This window comes from Kocuria sp. 2SI, assembly GCF_005502825.1.
Taxonomy (GTDB): Bacteria; Actinomycetota; Actinomycetes; order Actinomycetales; family Micrococcaceae; genus Kocuria; species Kocuria palustris.
In genome coordinates this window covers 1-15,282 of sequence record NZ_SCNB01000007.1, presented here as the reverse complement: position 1 = coordinate 15,282, position 15,282 = coordinate 1, and the positions used below count along the sequence as shown (strand labels likewise).

16 protein-coding genes and 1 riboswitch are annotated in these 15,282 nt (G+C 69.4%); all 16 genes read left to right on the top strand.

Annotation, left to right across the window (positions count from 1 at the left end):
- Nucleotides 1-11 precede the first annotated feature (11 nt).
- The 16 genes from pyrH to FFS25_RS05515 all read left to right on the top strand — a co-directional run bounded on the left by pyrH (nt 12) and on the right by FFS25_RS05515 (nt 15,081).
- Nucleotides 12-806 (top strand): UMP kinase, encoded by a 795-nt coding sequence (gene pyrH / locus FFS25_RS05590; protein ID WP_006214446.1) that lies wholly within the window; start codon nt 12-14, stop codon nt 804-806.
- 125 nt (nt 807-931) lie between these two features.
- The gene (gene frr / locus FFS25_RS05585) at nt 932-1,489 is read left to right on the top strand and encodes a ribosome recycling factor (RefSeq protein ID WP_137802176.1); all 558 of its coding nucleotides are present in this window, start codon (nt 932-934) and stop codon (nt 1,487-1,489) included.
- On the top strand, nt 1,489-2,364 hold the full coding sequence (locus FFS25_RS05580; protein WP_024290136.1) for a phosphatidate cytidylyltransferase: 876 nt from the start codon (nt 1,489-1,491) through the stop codon (nt 2,362-2,364). Before frr ends, FFS25_RS05580 begins: the two co-directional genes overlap by 1 nt.
- A 6-nt stretch (nt 2,365-2,370) precedes the next feature.
- A complete protein-coding gene (locus tag FFS25_RS05575) occupies nt 2,371-2,997 on the top strand; it encodes a DivIVA domain-containing protein (protein ID WP_137802175.1) in 627 nt (208 codons plus the stop codon).
- Nucleotides 2,998-3,180: 183 nt separating this feature from the next.
- Nucleotides 3,181-3,510 carry a DUF485 domain-containing protein gene (locus FFS25_RS05570; protein ID WP_053448291.1) on the top strand — a complete coding sequence of 110 codons (330 nt, stop codon included), beginning with the start codon at nt 3,181-3,183 and terminating at the stop codon, nt 3,508-3,510.
- A gap of 4 nt (nt 3,511-3,514) precedes the next feature.
- On the top strand, nt 3,515-5,134 hold the full coding sequence (locus tag FFS25_RS05565) for a monocarboxylic acid transporter (RefSeq protein ID WP_137802174.1): 1,620 nt from the start codon (nt 3,515-3,517) through the stop codon (nt 5,132-5,134).
- Nucleotides 5,135-5,348: 214 nt separating this feature from the next.
- Complete coding sequence (locus tag FFS25_RS05560) at nt 5,349-5,636, top strand: GlsB/YeaQ/YmgE family stress response membrane protein (protein ID WP_137802173.1); 288 nt, start codon at nt 5,349-5,351, stop codon at nt 5,634-5,636.
- Between the two features lie 152 nt (nt 5,637-5,788).
- Nucleotides 5,789-7,063: a 1-deoxy-D-xylulose-5-phosphate reductoisomerase gene (gene dxr, locus FFS25_RS05555; protein ID WP_249933788.1), complete on the top strand. Its 1,275-nt coding sequence runs from the start codon at nt 5,789-5,791 to the stop codon at nt 7,061-7,063.
- Nucleotides 7,064-7,172: 109 nt separating this feature from the next.
- Nucleotides 7,173-7,285, top strand: a riboswitch (SAM riboswitch).
- A gap of 99 nt (nt 7,286-7,384) precedes the next feature.
- Nucleotides 7,385-8,260: a MetQ/NlpA family ABC transporter substrate-binding protein gene (locus tag FFS25_RS05550; RefSeq protein ID WP_137802172.1), complete on the top strand. Its 876-nt coding sequence runs from the start codon at nt 7,385-7,387 to the stop codon at nt 8,258-8,260.
- A gap of 35 nt (nt 8,261-8,295) precedes the next feature.
- Nucleotides 8,296-9,378: a methionine ABC transporter ATP-binding protein gene (locus FFS25_RS05545; RefSeq protein WP_212742723.1), complete on the top strand. Its 1,083-nt coding sequence runs from the start codon at nt 8,296-8,298 to the stop codon at nt 9,376-9,378.
- Nucleotides 9,375-10,034 (top strand): methionine ABC transporter permease, encoded by a 660-nt coding sequence (locus FFS25_RS05540; protein WP_137802170.1) that lies wholly within the window; start codon nt 9,375-9,377, stop codon nt 10,032-10,034. Before FFS25_RS05545 ends, FFS25_RS05540 begins: the two co-directional genes overlap by 4 nt.
- Before the next feature lie 183 nt (nt 10,035-10,217).
- Complete coding sequence (locus tag FFS25_RS05535; protein ID WP_137802169.1) at nt 10,218-11,570, top strand: site-2 protease family protein; 1,353 nt, start codon at nt 10,218-10,220, stop codon at nt 11,568-11,570.
- Between the two features lie 106 nt (nt 11,571-11,676).
- The gene (ispG, locus tag FFS25_RS05530) at nt 11,677-12,840 is read left to right on the top strand and encodes a flavodoxin-dependent (E)-4-hydroxy-3-methylbut-2-enyl-diphosphate synthase (RefSeq protein ID WP_006214458.1); all 1,164 of its coding nucleotides are present in this window, start codon (nt 11,677-11,679) and stop codon (nt 12,838-12,840) included.
- A complete protein-coding gene (locus FFS25_RS05525; RefSeq protein ID WP_137802168.1) occupies nt 12,837-13,718 on the top strand; it encodes a GNAT family N-acetyltransferase in 882 nt (293 codons plus the stop codon). Before ispG ends, FFS25_RS05525 begins: the two co-directional genes overlap by 4 nt.
- 143 nt (nt 13,719-13,861) lie before the next feature.
- A complete protein-coding gene (locus FFS25_RS05520) occupies nt 13,862-14,053 on the top strand; it encodes a hypothetical protein (protein ID WP_137802167.1) in 192 nt (63 codons plus the stop codon).
- Between the two features lie 212 nt (nt 14,054-14,265).
- Nucleotides 14,266-15,081 carry a hypothetical protein gene (locus tag FFS25_RS05515; RefSeq protein WP_137802166.1) on the top strand — a complete coding sequence of 272 codons (816 nt, stop codon included), beginning with the start codon at nt 14,266-14,268 and terminating at the stop codon, nt 15,079-15,081.
- Nucleotides 15,082-15,282: the final 201 nt, after the last annotated feature.

Here is a 15,282-nt window from a genome sequence, read left to right as displayed (position 1 = left end):
CAGGAGGCACCATGCCCACCACTACCCCCTCGGAGATCCGCGACGGAGCGCTGCGCGCAGGTCGCGAGACCGATCGCTCGGCCACGAGCCCGGGGGAGCGAGGGCAGCGTCGCCGCATCCTGCTGAAGCTCTCCGGCGAGGTGTTCGGCGGCGGCCGCGTGGGCGTGGACACCTCGGTGGTGCGCAACATCGCCGAGCAGATCGCCGCCACGGTCGGACAGGTCGAGACCTCGATCGTCGTCGGCGGAGGCAACTTCTTCCGCGGGGCAGAGCTCTCCCAGGCAGGCATGGACCGCTCGCGCGCCGACTACATGGGCATGCTCGGCACCGTGATGAACTGCCTGGCGCTGCAGGATTTCCTGGAGCAGTGCGGCGTGGACACCCGCGTCCAGTCGGCCATCTCCATGGAGCAGGTCGCAGAGGCCTACATCCCGCGGCGGGCGATCCGGCACATGGAGAAGGACCGCGTGGTGATCTTCGGCGCCGGAGCCGGCCTGCCCTACTTCTCCACGGACACCGTCGCCGCCCAGCGCGCCCTGGAGATCGAGGCCGACGAGGTCCTGATGGGCAAGAACGGCGTGGACGGCGTCTACACCGCCGACCCCAACGTGGACCCCTCGGCGGTGCGCCTGGAGTCGCTGACCTACGACGAGGCCATCACCCGCAACATCCGCGTGATGGATCAGACCGCGTTCTCGCTGTGCCGGGACAACAACGTGTCCATGCGCGTGTTCGGCATGCAGGGCGAGGGCAGCGTCACGCGCGCGATCCTGGGCGAGGACATGGGCACCCTCATCACCGTCTGAGCCGCCGTCGTCCCGCGGCGTGTGCACTCGCCTCGCTAGACTGGGCCTCAGTGCCCGCAGCCGCGCTGCCCACCTGATCGGTCCGGACCTCGCACCGATCCCGCAGACCACGCAAGGAGCTTGAAGTGATCGACGAGATCCACAACGAAGCCAAGACCGGCATGGACAAGGCCGTCGCGCACGCCGCCGACGAGTTCGCCGCCATCCGCACCGGACGCGCGAACCCCTCCCTGTTCGCCAACGTGACGGTCGAGTACTACGGCGCCCCCACGCCGCTGAACCAGCTGGCGTCCTTCCAGAACCCGGAGGCCCGCACGCTGCTCATCACGCCCTACGACCGCTCCGCCCTGGGGGAGATCGAGAAGGCGCTGCGCAACTCGGACGTCGGCGCCAACCCGGCCAACGACGGCAACGTGATCCGCGTGGTCATGCCGGAGCTGACGGAGGAGCGCCGCCGCGACTACGTCAAGATCGTGCACTCGAAGGCCGAGGACGGCCGCATCTCGGTGCGCAGCATCCGCCGCGCGGCCAAGGAGGCCATCGAGAAGCTCGTCAAGGACGGGGAGATCGGCGAGGACGAGGGCAAGCGCGCTGAGAAGGAGCTCGACGCCCTGACCAAGAAGGCCTCGGAGCAGATCGACACCGCGGCCAAGAACAAGGAAGCAGAGCTGCTGAAGGTCTGATGCCCACCGTCGTCGAAGAGCCGTCGTCCGCCCCCGCCCAGAGGACCTCCCGCGCAGGCCGCAATCTGCCTGCCGCGATCGGAGTGGGCGCGGGGCTGATCGTCGTGCTCCTCGTCGGCCTGTTCCTGGTGCCGCCGGTGGTCGCCCTCCTGGCCGCCGCGGCCGCGGGCCTGGGCGTGTGGGAGGTCTGCGGCGCCCTGGCCCGCGGCGGCATCAAGGTGCCTCGCGCTCCCGCCGCCGTGGGCGCGGCCGTGCTGCCGCTGGCCGCCTTCGTCGGCGGGTCCGAGGCGCTGATCATCGCGCTGATCCTGGTCTGCACCGTCGTGATCCTCTGCCGCGTCTTCGGGCGGACCGACGGCATGGTCCTGTCCGTGATGTCGTCGCTGTTCGCGGTGACCTGGGCGGGCCTGCTGATCTCGCTGGCGGTCCTGCTGTTCCACACCCCGGAGGGCCCCGCCAAGGTCCTGCTCGTGATCCTCATGGCGGTCGGCAACGACACCTTCGGATACATCGCCGGCGTGCTGTGGGGCAAGCACCCCATGGCACCGCGGATCAGTCCCAAGAAGACCTGGGAGGGCTTCGCCGGGTCCATGCTGGGCTCCCTCATCCTCGGCACGGTGCTGGGCGCGCTCATGCTCGACGTCCCCTGGTGGCACAGCACCGTCCTGGCCTTCTTCCTCGTCATCGTCTCCGCACTCGGCGACTTCTCCGAGTCCATGGTCAAGCGCGAGCTCGGGGTGAAGGACATGGGCGATCTCCTTCCCGGCCACGGCGGGGTCATGGACCGCATCGACTCGATCCTCTTCGCGATCCCGGTGGGCTACGTGGTCTTCGAGCTGCTGGTCGCGGTCGGCAGGCTCGGACAAGGAGGCTGATCCGTCATGAGCACCGCAGCCGACACCCCTGACGCCGAGGGGACCGCAGGCGCACAGGCGCCGCAGGACGGCCTGGGCCTGGGACGGGTCGCCTCGCGCTCGTGGGGCTACCGCGTCGCCGACGTCGACGCCCTGCTGCTGCCGCTGCTCGGCTCGGGCCCCGGGGATGACGAGCCTGACGACAGCGTGCTTCCCGAGCCCGAGACGCTGCGCACCGCAACCTTCCGGCGTCAGCGCGGCGGCTACATCCCCGCCGAGGTCGACGCGGCGATCGACCGGCTCGAGGACCGTGCGGCCGCAGCCCATGCCCGGCGCCGTCAGGCGGAGGACGGCCCCCAGGCCTGGGACGACCGCATGGACCGCCGGCTCGAGCAGATCTACGGCCGGCTCCGCCGTCCGAGCGGACACCGCTTCCGCGCCCCGTCGTCGGCCTCGACCCGTGGCTACAGCGCCCGACAGGTCGATGAGCTGTGCGAGACGGTGCTCACCGAGATCGATCGCCAGCAGGCCCCGGATGCCGACATGATCCGCCGCGCGGTGTTCGACCCCGCCTACGGCCAGGACGTGTACGAGGAGAACCAGGTCGATGCCTTCCTGGATGCCCTCGTGGACCTGGTGCTGATCCTGGACTGAGCGCCGGCCGGGGGATGTCTTGGCAACTCGATGCCGTGTCTCGGAGTGGCGCCCTCAACCTTGAAGATCGCTGATTATGGTGTGTGTCACACCTGTGAGTAACAGAGCTCACGTCGACTCTTCATCGAGAGGATCCCCGTGACCGACCAGCCCCGCATCGCGGAGCCGACGGCAGAGGACTTCATGGCGGCCCAGGCTTCGCCTCAGTTCCAGTCCCTGCGCAGCACGCACCGCCGCTTCGTGTTCCCCATGACCGTGTTCTTCCTCGTCTGGTTCTTCCTCTACGTCCTGCTGTCCATCTACGCGCCGTCCTTCATGGGCCGCGAGGTGCTCGGCAACGTGAACCTCGGAGTGATCCTGGGCCTGTTGCAGTTCGTGACGACCTTCGGCATCACCGCGGCCTACGTGGTCTTCGCGAACAAGAACCTCGACAGCCAGGCGCAGGACATCCGCGCCGATCTCGAGGCCGGCGACTTCGCCTCCCGCTCCCGCAGCACCGGACAGGAGGCCTGAACCCATGAGCCCCCAGATCTCCCTGGCGGAGACCTCCTCGAGCACGGTCGGATCGCCCTGGATCAACATGTCGATCTTCCTGGCCTTCGTGGCGGTGACCCTGGTCGTCGTCATCCGCGCCTCGAAGTCCACGCAGAGCGCGGCCGACTACTTCGCCGGAGGCCGCTCCTTCACCGGCACCCAGAACGGCCTGGCGATCGCCGGCGATTACCTCTCGGCGGCGTCGTTCCTCGGCATCGTGGGCGCGATCGCCGTGCAGGGCTACGACGGCTTCCTGTACTCGATCGGGTTCTTCGTGGCCTGGCTCGTGGCTCTGCTGCTGATCGCCGAGCCGCTGCGCAACACGGGCAAGTTCACGATGGCGGACGTCCTGTCCTTCCGCCTGCGCCAGACCCCCGTGCGCATGGCGGCGTCGATCTCCACTCTCAGCGTCACGCTCTTCTACCTCCTGGCGCAGATGGCAGGCGCGGGTGCGCTCGTGTCCCTGCTGCTGGGGGTGACCTCCAGCACCGGGCAGTCCGTGGTGATCCTGGCCGTGGGCGTCCTGATGATCGCCTACGTGCTGATCGGCGGCATGAAGGGCACCACGTGGGTGCAGATCATCAAGGCCTGCCTGCTGGTCGCCGGCGTGGCGGTCATGACGGTGTGGGCACTAGCAATGTTCGGCTTCAGCTTCTCCGGCCTGCTCGGGGGAGCCGTGGACACCGCAGGCGACCACGCGATCCTGGAGCCCGGGCTGCGCTACGGGCTCAGCGAGGTCACCAAGCTCGACTTCGTCTCCCTCGGCCTGGCCCTGGTGCTCGGCGCGGCGGGCCTGCCCCACGTGCTGATGCGCTTCTACACGGTCCCCACGGCCAAGGAGGCCCGCAAGTCGGTGGTCTGGGCCATCGTGCTGATCGGCACCTTCTACCTCTTCACCCTGGTGCTCGGCTATGCGGCCGCGGCCCTGATCGGCGCCGACCGCATCGCGGCGGCTCCGGGCGGAGTGAACTCGGCGGCGCCGCTGCTGGCCTACGAGCTCGGCGGATCCCTGCTGCTCGGGTTCATCGCAGCCGTCGCCTTCGCCACGATCCTGGCGGTCGTGGCGGGTCTGGCCATCACGGCATCGGCGTCGTTCGCCCACGACATCTACGGCAACGTGCTCAAGAAGGGCAAGGCCACCGGCAAGGAGGAGCTGCGGGTCGGCAAGATCACCGTGGTCGTGATCGGCGTCGTGGCCGTCCTGGGCGGGATCGGTGCGCAGGGGCAGAACGTCGCCTTCCTGGTGGCCCTGGCCTTCGCGGTCGCAGCCTCGGCGAACCTGCCCACGATCCTGTTCTCGCTGTACTGGAAGCGCTTCACCACCCGCGGCGCGGTGTGGTCCATGTACGGCGGCCTGATCACCGCGGTCGTGCTGATCATCTTCTCCCCGGTGATGTCCGGGGCGGAGACCTCAATGATCGCCAGCGCCGACTTCGCCTGGTTCCCGCTGACCAACCCGGGCATCGTCTCGATCCCGGTCGGCTTCCTGCTGGCCATCATCGGCTCGCTCACGGAGAGCCGCCGCGAGAACCGCGAGAAGCAGGCCGAGATGGAGGTCCGCTCCATGACGGGAGTCGGGGCCGAGCCCCCGGTCGATCACTGAGCTGCGCGGCTCTCGGATCATCTCGGGGCTGACCTGGGGCGATTCGATGCACAAGTGCATCTGAGAGAAGTGTGAGAGACGCCTCAGCGGCTCGGGGCTAGGATGCTCCCCCCGAGCCGCTCAGGGTCTACTCTCGAGGAGATGCTCAGCAGTCTGAGCACTCGACCCCCAGTTCAGGGACGTCGCACTTGCGTCCCGGAAGAGGAGAAGCACCATGATCGGATCCATCATCGCCTGGCTGGTTCTCGGCATCATCGCCGGCGCCATCGCCAAGCTCATCATGCCCGGCAAGCAGGGCGGCGGCATCGTGATGACCATCATCCTGGGCATCGTCGGCGCCTTCGTCGGCGGCCTGATCGCCATGGTCATCCCGGGCCTGCACCCGGCCGGCAGCACCCTGTCCATCGGCTCGATCGTGCTCGCCATCATCGGCGCGCTCGTCGTGCTGTTCATCTACGGCGCCCTCACCAAGGGCAGCCGCGGCGGTGCCGTCGAGCGCTGAGCCGACGCGTTCCGCAGCACCTGCAAGCGCCCCGTCCCTCGTCGAGAGGGGCGGGGCGCTTCGTCTCCTCCGGGCCAGGGGGCGTGCGCGGAAGGGGGGGGCGCGTCCAACGCGCTCCGGCAGCACTGGAGGCAGGTCGGCATACTGGAGCCATGTCCGAGATCTCCAGCGAACAGCGTCCCGCCCCCCAGGCTCCCCTGTGGGCCGAGTCCCAGCGCCGCATCTGCATCCTGGGCTCGACCGGCTCCATCGGCACGCAGGCGCTCGACGTCGTGCGCACCGCCGCGGCGTCGGCCGATCAGCAGGCCCCATTCCGGGTGGTGGCCCTGGCGGCCGGCTCGTCGAACCTCGAGCTGCTCGCGGAGCAGGCCGTCGAGACCCGGGCCCCGCTCGTGGCGACGTCCGGCGATGTCCAGGACGCGGCGCTGCTCGAGCGCATGATCGCCTCGCGGGTCCTGGCGCTGGGGGAGGACTATTCCCCGCAGATCCTCGCGGGATCGGAGGCCGCCGTGCAGGCGGCGCGAGCGCCGGGGGCCGATCTCGTCCTCAACGGCATCACCGGCTCGATCGGGCTGGCCCCCACCCTTGCCGCCCTGGAGGCCGGCAAGCTGCTGGCCCTGGCCAACAAGGAGTCGCTGATCGCCGGCGGTGAGCTGGTGCGCCGAGCCGCGCAGGCCTCCCCGCACGACGACCCGCTGATCCCCGTGGACTCCGAGCACTCAGCCCTGGCCCAGGCGCTGCGCAGCGGCGCGTCGGCAGAGGTCGATCGGCTCGTGCTGACGGCCTCCGGTGGACCCTTCCGCGGGCGCTCGCGCGATTCCCTGCGGGACGTGCGCCCGCAGGACGCCCTGGCTCATCCCACCTGGGACATGGGGCTGATGGTGACCACGAACTCCTCGACCATGGTCAACAAGGCCCTCGAGGTCCTCGAGGCCCACCTGCTCTTCGACATCCCCTTGGAGCGCATCGACGTGGTGGTGCACCCGCAGTCCGTCGTGCACTCGATGGTGCAGTTCGTGGACGGCTCCACCATGGCTCAGGCCTCCCCGCCGGACATGCGCCTGCCGATCGCGCTGGGCCTCGGCTGGCCGCATCGGGTCCCGGGCGCCGCCTCGCCGTGCGACTGGACTCAGGCGGCGACCTGGAGCTTCGAGCCGCTGGATGAGGAGGCCTTCCCAGCGGTGCGTCTGCTCAAGGAGGCGGCGGCTTCAGGGCCCACCGGCCCTGCCGTGTTCAACGCCGCGAACGAGCAGGCGGTCCTGGCCTTCCACGCCGGGCGCCTGGGCTTCCTGGAGATCGTCGAGCTCGTGGCCGAAGTCGTGCGGGAGCATGAGCCCGTCGACGAGCTGAGCCTCGAATCGGTGCTGGCAGCCGAGGCCTGGGCTCGCTCCCGCGCTGATGAGCTGGTGAGGCAGAGGCGTCGATGAGCCGGCCTCCGGGACGCGGCCGACGTGCATCCGGTGCCTGAGCCAGAGCCCGTGCCAGGCCTCGTGGGGGGCTCGCCCGCACCGGACTCAGATGCTAGGATCTGCGCCGGATGACGAGATCCGGCGCGAAGCTCTGGCTGGCCGGACGGCAACCCTCTCACCGTGGTGGGGTGCCCCAGATGACCATTCGGCTCCGGTTCCGCACCGCGGCAAGCACGGATTTGGGTTCGTGCGCAGCATCGATGCGCACGCCTGACGTTCAGCGCCGCCGGTCACCCCGATGGGATCGGACAGCTCGCTGAACGAAAGGCAACCCCTCCCATGCGCGCACACCGTCTCTCCGCCCTGGCCGTGACCACAGTCCTCGGCCTGACCCTCGCCGGCTGCGGCGGCGGCGACTCCGATGAGGCCCCCTACGACGACGGGGTCATCAAGATCGGCGTCGTCGGCACCACCCCCGTGAACGAGGCCCTCGTGGAGAAGGCCGAGGAGGAGGGCATCACCGTCGAGCTGGTCGAGCTCTCCGAGTACAGCCAGGTCAACCCGGCGACCGTCTCCGGCGACGTCGACATGAACTGGTTCCAGCACATCGCGTACCTGGCGGACTACAACAACAGCTCCGGGGAGACCGTCACCCCGATCGCCTCGACCTCGATCTACCCGCTGGGCCTGTACTCCAACGAGTACGAGTCGCTCGAGGACATCCAGGACGGCGACGAGATCGCCATCCCCAACGACTCGATCAACCAGTCGCGCGCGCTGCTGCTGCTGCAGGCCAACGGCCTGGTCGAGTTCACCTCGGACACCACCGCCCCGACCGAGTCGGACATCGACACCGAGGCCTCGAAGGTCTCCGTCACCCCGGTCTCGGCCGAGCAGACCGTGCTGTCTCTGGACTCTGTGGCCGGCTCCGTCATCAACAACGACTTCCTGGCCCGCGGCGACATCGATCCCGATTCGGCCCTGGCCTCCGACGGCGCCGAGAACGAGAACGCCCGTCCGTACGTGAACCTGTTCGCCACCACCGAGGCCAACAAGGACGACGAGACCCTCCACAAGGTCGCCGATCTCTTCCACACCCCGGAGGTCGAGGAGGCCGAGAAGGAGGACACCAAGGGCACCGCGGTGACCATGGAACTCTCGCAGGAGGAGCTGGAGCAGGTCCTCTCCGATTACGAGGAGGACCTCCAGAAGTGACCCCGGCCGAGCAGTTCCACCCCGACAGCGAGCCGGTGGCCGACGCCGCTGACACGCAGCGGCGTCGGCCCGGGCCCGAGACCGAGGCGATCGTGCGCTTCGACGGCGTCACCAAGTCCTTCACCACGGGCAAGGGCAGGACCAAGCGGGACGTGACCGCAGTCGACGATGTCACCCTCGACATCCGCCGAGGCGAGATCTTCGGCGTGATCGGCTACTCGGGTGCCGGCAAGTCCACGCTCGTGCGCCTGATCAACGGCCTGGAGCCGGTGACCTCCGGCGTCGTCGAGGTCGACGGCCGCCGGGTCGACGGCCGCACCGAGAATCAGCTGGCCCCGATCCGTCGCGACATCGGCATGATCTTCCAGCAGTTCAACCTGTTCACGTCGCGCTCAGTGGCCGGCAACGTCGAGTACCCGCTGAAGCAGGCGGGCTGGTCGGCGGCCGATCGCAGGGCGCGCGTGAAGGAGCTGCTCGAGTTCGTCGGGCTCTCCGAGCGGGCGGGCAACTACCCCGAGCAGCTCTCGGGCGGGCAGAAGCAGCGCGTGGGCATCGCCCGGGCGCTGGCTGCCAACCCCAAGATCCTGCTGGCCGACGAGTCCACCTCCGCACTGGACCCGGAGACCACCCAGGAGGTGCTGGCGCTGCTGCGCCGGGCCAACCGGGAGTTCGGGATCACGGTCGTGCTGATCACCCACGAGATGGACGTGGTGCGCTCGATCGCCGATCGCGTCGCGGTCATGGACAGCGGACGCGTGGTCGAGATGGGCCCCACGGCCCAGATCTTCTCGGCCGGGCAGTCGCCCACGACCCGTCGCTTCGTCTCCACCGTCGTCCACGCCGAGCCGGACGCCGAGGAGCTCGCGCACCTGCGCGCGCGCCACCACGGCCGCCTGGTGGTCATGGAGATCCGCGAGGGCGTCGATGTCGGCACGGTGCTCAGCCGCGCCGCTGCTGAGCGCGGCGTGGGCTTCAGGATCGTGTTCGGCGGGGTGTCGGTGCTGCAGGAGCAGTCCTTCGGCTCCCTGACCGTCGAGCTGCTGGGCGAGCCGCAGGCCGTGGAGGACACGATCGCCCGGCTTGCAGAGGCCACGACCGTGAAGGAGGTGTCGGCATGACCAATTGGTCCGTTCTCGGCCCTCAGCTGCTGACGTCCATCGGCGAGACCCTCTACATGGTCGTGGTGACCATGATCATCGCGGGGTTCCTGGGCCTGGTCTTCGGCGTCGCGCTGTACGTCACGCGTCCGGGCGGCATCTATGCGAACCGCCCGCTGAACACCGCGATCAACCTGATCGTGAACTTCGTGCGGCCGATCCCGTTCATCATCCTGCTGGCGGCCCTCGGCCCGCTGACGGAGACGGTGATCGGGACCAGGCTCGGGCAGAACGCCGCGATCTTCGCCATGACGATCGCCGCCCTGTTCGCGGTCGCGCGCATCGTCGAGCAGAACCTCATGTCGGTGGATCCCGGTGTGATCGAGGCGGCTCGCTCCATGGGCGTCTCGCGGTTCCGGATCATGACCACGGTGATCCTGCCGGAGGCCCTGGGCCCTCTGGTGCTCGGCTACACGTTCCTGGTCATCGGTGTGACCGACATGTCCGCCATGGCCGGTGCCATCGGCGCTGGCGGTCTGGGCGACTTCGCGCTGCGGCTGGGCTACCAGCGCTTCAACGACGAGGTCACCTGGGCTGCGGTCGCGGTCATCATCGTCCTGGTGCAGACCGTGCAGTTCGTCGGCAACGCCATGGCGCGCAGGATCATGCGCCGCTGACCCGTCAGCGGCACCGCCTCACGGGCGCGGCCCCGGCTTCCTCCAAGGGAGCCGGGCCCGCGCCCGTCGTCGTGATCCTCATCCTTCCCCGGGCCCCGTCCTGAGGGACCACGACGACGGGCGAAGCCCACGGAAGCCCAAGGGCGAGGCAACCCCTGCGCCGTCCTGCCGGTGTGGTGGGATATGCGCGTGAGCGTCCTGATCTTCGTCCTCGGCGTCCTGCTGGCAGCCCTGGCCCTCATCGCCTCGATCGCCCTGCACGAGGTGGGGCACCTGCTGCCCGCCAAGCTGTTCCGGGTGCGGGTGATGCAGTACATGGTGGGCTTCGGGCCCACGCTGTTCTCGCGGGTGCGCGGGGAGACGGAGTACGGGATCAAGGCCGTCCCCCTGGGCGGCTACGTGGCCATGGTCGGCATGTATCCGCCGGTGGCCGGCCACCGAGCCGGCGTGGACTCCACCGGGGTCATGCAGCAGATGACGTCGCAGACCCGATCCGTGGCAGCGGCCCAGCTGCTGCCGGGGGACGAGGACCGGGCCTTCTATCGCCTGCCGGTGTGGAAGCGCATCGTGATCATGCTCGGCGGGCCGATCATGAACCTGCTGATCGCGATCGTGTGCATCACGGTGCTCGTCACGGGCTTCGGCTCCCAGCAGCCCACCACCACGCTGGCCTCGGTGAGCCGCTGCGTGCAGGCCGTGGACCCGGCCGACGCCTCCGAGTCCGCACCGGCCTCCGAGGGGGAGTGCGCGCAGGACGACCCCGCGGCTCCGGCGCACGCGGCGGGGCTGCGTCCCGGAGATGTCGTCGTGTCCCTGGGCGGCAGCCGGGTCGAGTCCTGGGACGAGCTCACCGAGATCGTCCGGGAGGGGGCCGGCCAGCCGATCGAGGTCGTCTACGACCGCGACGGCGAGCGTGCTTCGACCACGATCACTCCGGTGGAGACCTCGCGTCCGGCCGTCGACTCCACCGGTGCCCCGATCGTGGAGGACGGGCGCTACGTCATGCAGGACGTGGGATTCATCGGTGCCTCGTCGCTCACCGAGCTGACCCAGCAGCCGATCAGCGCGGTGCCGGGGGAGGTGCTGAACGGTCTGGAGCGCGTGGCCGGCGGGCTCATCCGGCTGCCGGTCAACGTGTGGAACGTGGCCGTGTCGACCTTCACGGACGCCCCGCGCGATCCGGAGGGGCCCATGTCCGTCGTGGGCGTGGGGCGGATCTCCGGTGAGGTCGCCAGCTCGGATCAGCTCGAGCTGCGGGAGAAGACCGCCACCCTGGTGGGGCTCGTGGGGTCGGTGAACCTGGCCCTGTTCGCCTTCAACCTCATCCCGCTGCTGCCCTTGGACGGCGGGCACATCGCCGGTGCGCTGTGGGAGCGGATCCGCCGCACCGCCGCGCGCGTGCTGGGCCGCAGGGACCCCGGGCCGTTCGATCCGCTGCGGCTGCTGCCGATGACCTACGCCGTCTCGATGGCCATGCTCGGGATGACCGCGGTGCTGGTGCTGGCAGACCTGATTGAGCCGGTGCAGCTGCTCTGAGGCGCCGCAGTCAGGCATGAGCCGTGGCTCACTCAGCGGACGAACCGGGTTGACCGCTGGGGCACAATGGAGGCCGATCCATCCTCGACGCAATCAGGAGCCAACTGTGAGTCCGGTCAGCCTGGGCATGCCCGCCGCACCCCTTCCCGTCCTCTCGCCTCGCCGCAAGACCCGGCAGATCCGCGTGGGCTCGGTGGGTGTGGGCTCGGACTCTCCGGTGAGCGTGCAGTCCATGACCACCACGCCCACCACCGACATCAACGGCACGCTGCAGCAGATCGCCGAGCTCAACGCCGCCGGCTGTGACATCGTGCGCGTGGCCTGCCCTTCCCAGGACGACGCCGACGCGCTGCCGATCATCGCCATGAAGTCCCCGATCCCGGTGATCGCGGACATCCACTTCCAGCCCAAGTACGTCTTCGCCGCGATCGACGCAGGCTGCGCCGGAGTGCGTGTGAATCCGGGCAACATCCGCAAGTTCGACGACCAGGTCGGCGAGATCGCCCGCGCGGCCAAGGACGCCGGCGTCTCGATCCGCATCGGCGTGAACGCGGGCTCGCTCGACAGGCGCCTCATGGAGAAGTACGGCAAGGCCACCCCGGAAGCGCTGGCCGAGTCCGCGCAGTGGGAGGCCTCGCTGTTCGAGGAGCACGACTTCCACGACTTCAAGATCTCGGTCAAGCACAACGACCCCGTGACCATGGTGCGCGCCTACCAGCTGCTGGCCGAGCGCGGCGACTGGCCCCTCCACCTGGGCGTGACGGAGGCCGGTCCGGCGTTCCAGGGCACCATCAAGTCCGCCACGGCCTTCGGCGCCCTGCTCTCCCAGGGCATCGGCGACACGATCCGCGTCTCGCTGTCGGCTCCTCCGGTCGAGGAGGTCAAGGTCGGCGCCCAGATCCTGCAGTCGCTGGGCCTGCGTCCCAAGAAGCTCGAGATCGTCTCCTGCCCGTCGTGCGGGCGGGCCCAGGTGGATGTCTACAAGCTGGCCGACGACGTCACCGAGGGGCTCAAGGACCTGACGGTGCCGCTGCGGGTGGCCGTCATGGGCTGCGTCGTCAACGGTCCCGGTGAGGCGCGCGAGGCCGATCTGGGCGTGGCCTCCGGCAACGGCAAGGGCCAGATCTTCGTGAAGGGCGAGGTCATCCGCACCGTCCCGGAGGATCAGATCGTGGAGACCCTGATCACCGAGGCCAACCGCGTTGCAGAGGAGATGGGCCTGGAGGAGGACGAGGAGTCCGGCGCCTCGCCCACCGTCACCGTCGGGTGAAGCTCTTCTCGAACGCGCAGACGCGGCTCGTCCCGCCCCACGCCGTTCCGCGCTCGGAGCTCGATCGGCTCCTCGGACAGGATCCGATCTCCTCGGTGTTCGTCGCCGAGCACGTGGCGCAGCTGCGCGACGTGCCCTCCCGCGCGACGCAGCCGGTCGTCGGACTCGCACGCGGTCGTCGTCCCCGTCCCGGCGCAGCGGGGCGCTCGCTCGAGCTCTCGGGCGCCTGCTGGGTCGGCTCCAACGTGGTCCCCGTCCACCTGGGGGAAGGAGGGGCGGAGGCCGTCGGGGCGCACCTGGTCGGCGCGCGCCAGGCCCGAGCCTCCTTCTTCGGCCCCCGCGACGACGTCCTGGCGCTATGGGCAGCGGTGCAGCGCCGCTGGTGCGACCCGTTCGCCATCCGGCAGTGCCAGCCGCTGCTGAGCATCGATCAGGCCCCTGCGATCGAAGGGCATCCCGAGGTGCGCCTGGGGCGTCCGGGCGAGATCGAAGCCGTGCTGCCGGCCAGTGCGGCCATGTTCGAGGAGGAGGTCGGCTTCTCCCCGTACGTGGAGGGCAGGGAGTCCTATGTCCGCCGCGTCCAGCAGCTGCTGGCCCGGCAGCGCACCTTCGTGCTGATGCGCGACGGTCGGGTGGACTTCAAGGCGGATCTCGGCGCCGCGGCGGGCGATGTCTGCCAGATCCAGGGCGTGTGGGTGCGCCCCGAGCTGCGGGGCAGGGGGCTGGCGGCTCCCTGCATGGCCGCCGTCGTGGAGCAGGCGCTGCAGCGCTTCCAGGCCGTGAGCCTCTACGTCAACGACTACAACACCGCCGCGCTGCGGACGTACGAGCGGGTGGGATTCCAGCGGCACGGGACCTTCGCGACCGTGCTCTTCTGAGGCCGGAGTGCCGGTTCGCGCGGCAGGTTCGCAATAGTTTTGCTGCTCCCGGCATTCGACGCCGAGGAGCTCGTCCCGGCTGGCTCGTCTGCCTTCCCCGACCGCGCCCGCCGAACGGCGAGCCTGCGAGAGGCACTCACACCATGGCCCAGCAGCTGCGCTTCCGCACCCTCTTCGCGGGCACCGCCATCGCGGCGCTCGCCCTGACCGGATGCGGCCAGTGCGGTGGCGAGTCCATCCCCGATGTCTCCAGCCTCAGCAGCTTGCAGAGCCAGGAGACCAAGGACGGTCTTGAGGGCATGCAGTCCCTGTTCGAGACCGCCTCGCAGTCCTGATCCCGAGGACGGGGCAGCCGCCTCGACGCTTTTCCTTTCGAAGTCATACAGCCCCCGCCGGTGAAACATTCCGGCGGGGGCTGTTGCGTGTGCGATAGTTATCAACATGAGGTGGCATGCATCACATGCACCTCAGGGCGGCCGTCGCCCGCATCCATGAAGCTCTTCTCCGGCGCTCGTCGCCCGGAGCCGTCGAAAGGCTGGAACCTCCCATGGCAGCATCGCTTCGCTTCCGCACTCTCTTCGCAGGCACCGCCATCGCCGCACTTGCCCTCACCGGCTGCGCCGGCGGCGGCGGGGGAGACGACTCCTCGGGCGGCGAGGAGAGCGCCGCGCCTGAGGCTCCCACCGACTACACGACCGAGCAGGTCGAGTCCACGCTGGCGGCCTCCACGGTCGACGGCGAGGAGCTGTCGAATGTCACTCCGGCGGCAGATGCCGTGGGCGAGGACATGAGCCAGGAGGGCATCTCCATGATGGAGGGCATCCTCGAGGAGGCCGAGATCGATCCGGCCGAGTGCCAGGATCCGCTCCTGGGGCAGCTGACGGGCGGCATGCTCGAGGACGTCATGGAGGACTCGGTCATGGGCACCACTGCCGACGGCGTCTCCATCACGGCCTACCCCATGGACTCCAAGGAGGCGGCCGACGACCACGTCAACGGCCTGCGCGACGCCTACAAGGACTGCGGCGACGTCACCATGACCCTCATGGGCGAGGAGATGGGGATCAAGACCACCACCGAGGAGGTCGATGTGGAGGGTGCCGGCGCGGCCATCTCGCAGGACGCCGAGGTCGAGGCCCAGGGGCAGACCAGCACGACCTCGACCGCCATGATGAGCGTCGGCAACGTCGTCATCTCGATCTCGGATCCCAGCGCGGGCATGGGCGGTGAGGAGAGCGCCGAGCCGACCGACTACACCTCGATGCTCGAGGAGATCGCACCCACCTTCGTCGAGGGTCCGGCCGAGCCGTCGGAGGGCGCCTCGGATGAGGCATCTGCGGAGGCCTCCGACTCGGAGTCCTGACCGTGACGGCTCCGCAGCACGACGGCCGCACCCGCGCGACGCTTGCGGGTGCGGCCGTCGTCGAGCGGACGGTGCGCAGCTCGGATGTCGACGGCCAGGTGAAGCAGAGGCTGCGGGGTGAGCGAGGGGCGCGGCGCTGAAGAAACATTGCCGACGCGCGTGCGCGAATGTGCAATAGTGATCCCATGAGGTGTCATCCGT

Coding starts and splice junctions, on each gene's coding strand:
- pyrH (WP_006214446.1), top strand. CDS start 12: ATGCCCACCACTACCCCCTCGGAGATCCGCGACGGAGCGCTGCGCGCA.
- FFS25_RS05580 (WP_024290136.1), top strand. CDS start 1,489: ATGCCCACCGTCGTCGAAGAGCCGTCGTCCGCCCCCGCCCAGAGGACC.
- FFS25_RS05575 (WP_137802175.1), top strand. CDS start 2,371: ATGAGCACCGCAGCCGACACCCCTGACGCCGAGGGGACCGCAGGCGCA.
- FFS25_RS05570 (WP_053448291.1), top strand. CDS start 3,181: ATGGCGGCCCAGGCTTCGCCTCAGTTCCAGTCCCTGCGCAGCACGCAC.
- FFS25_RS05565 (WP_137802174.1), top strand. CDS start 3,515: ATGAGCCCCCAGATCTCCCTGGCGGAGACCTCCTCGAGCACGGTCGGA.
- FFS25_RS05560 (WP_137802173.1), top strand. CDS start 5,349: ATGATCGGATCCATCATCGCCTGGCTGGTTCTCGGCATCATCGCCGGC.
- dxr (WP_249933788.1), top strand. CDS start 5,789: ATGTCCGAGATCTCCAGCGAACAGCGTCCCGCCCCCCAGGCTCCCCTG.
- FFS25_RS05550 (WP_137802172.1), top strand. CDS start 7,385: ATGCGCGCACACCGTCTCTCCGCCCTGGCCGTGACCACAGTCCTCGGC.
- FFS25_RS05540 (WP_137802170.1), top strand. CDS start 9,375: ATGACCAATTGGTCCGTTCTCGGCCCTCAGCTGCTGACGTCCATCGGC.
- FFS25_RS05535 (WP_137802169.1), top strand. CDS start 10,218: ATGCGCGTGAGCGTCCTGATCTTCGTCCTCGGCGTCCTGCTGGCAGCC.
- FFS25_RS05520 (WP_137802167.1), top strand. CDS start 13,862: ATGGCCCAGCAGCTGCGCTTCCGCACCCTCTTCGCGGGCACCGCCATC.
- FFS25_RS05515 (WP_137802166.1), top strand. CDS start 14,266: ATGGCAGCATCGCTTCGCTTCCGCACTCTCTTCGCAGGCACCGCCATC.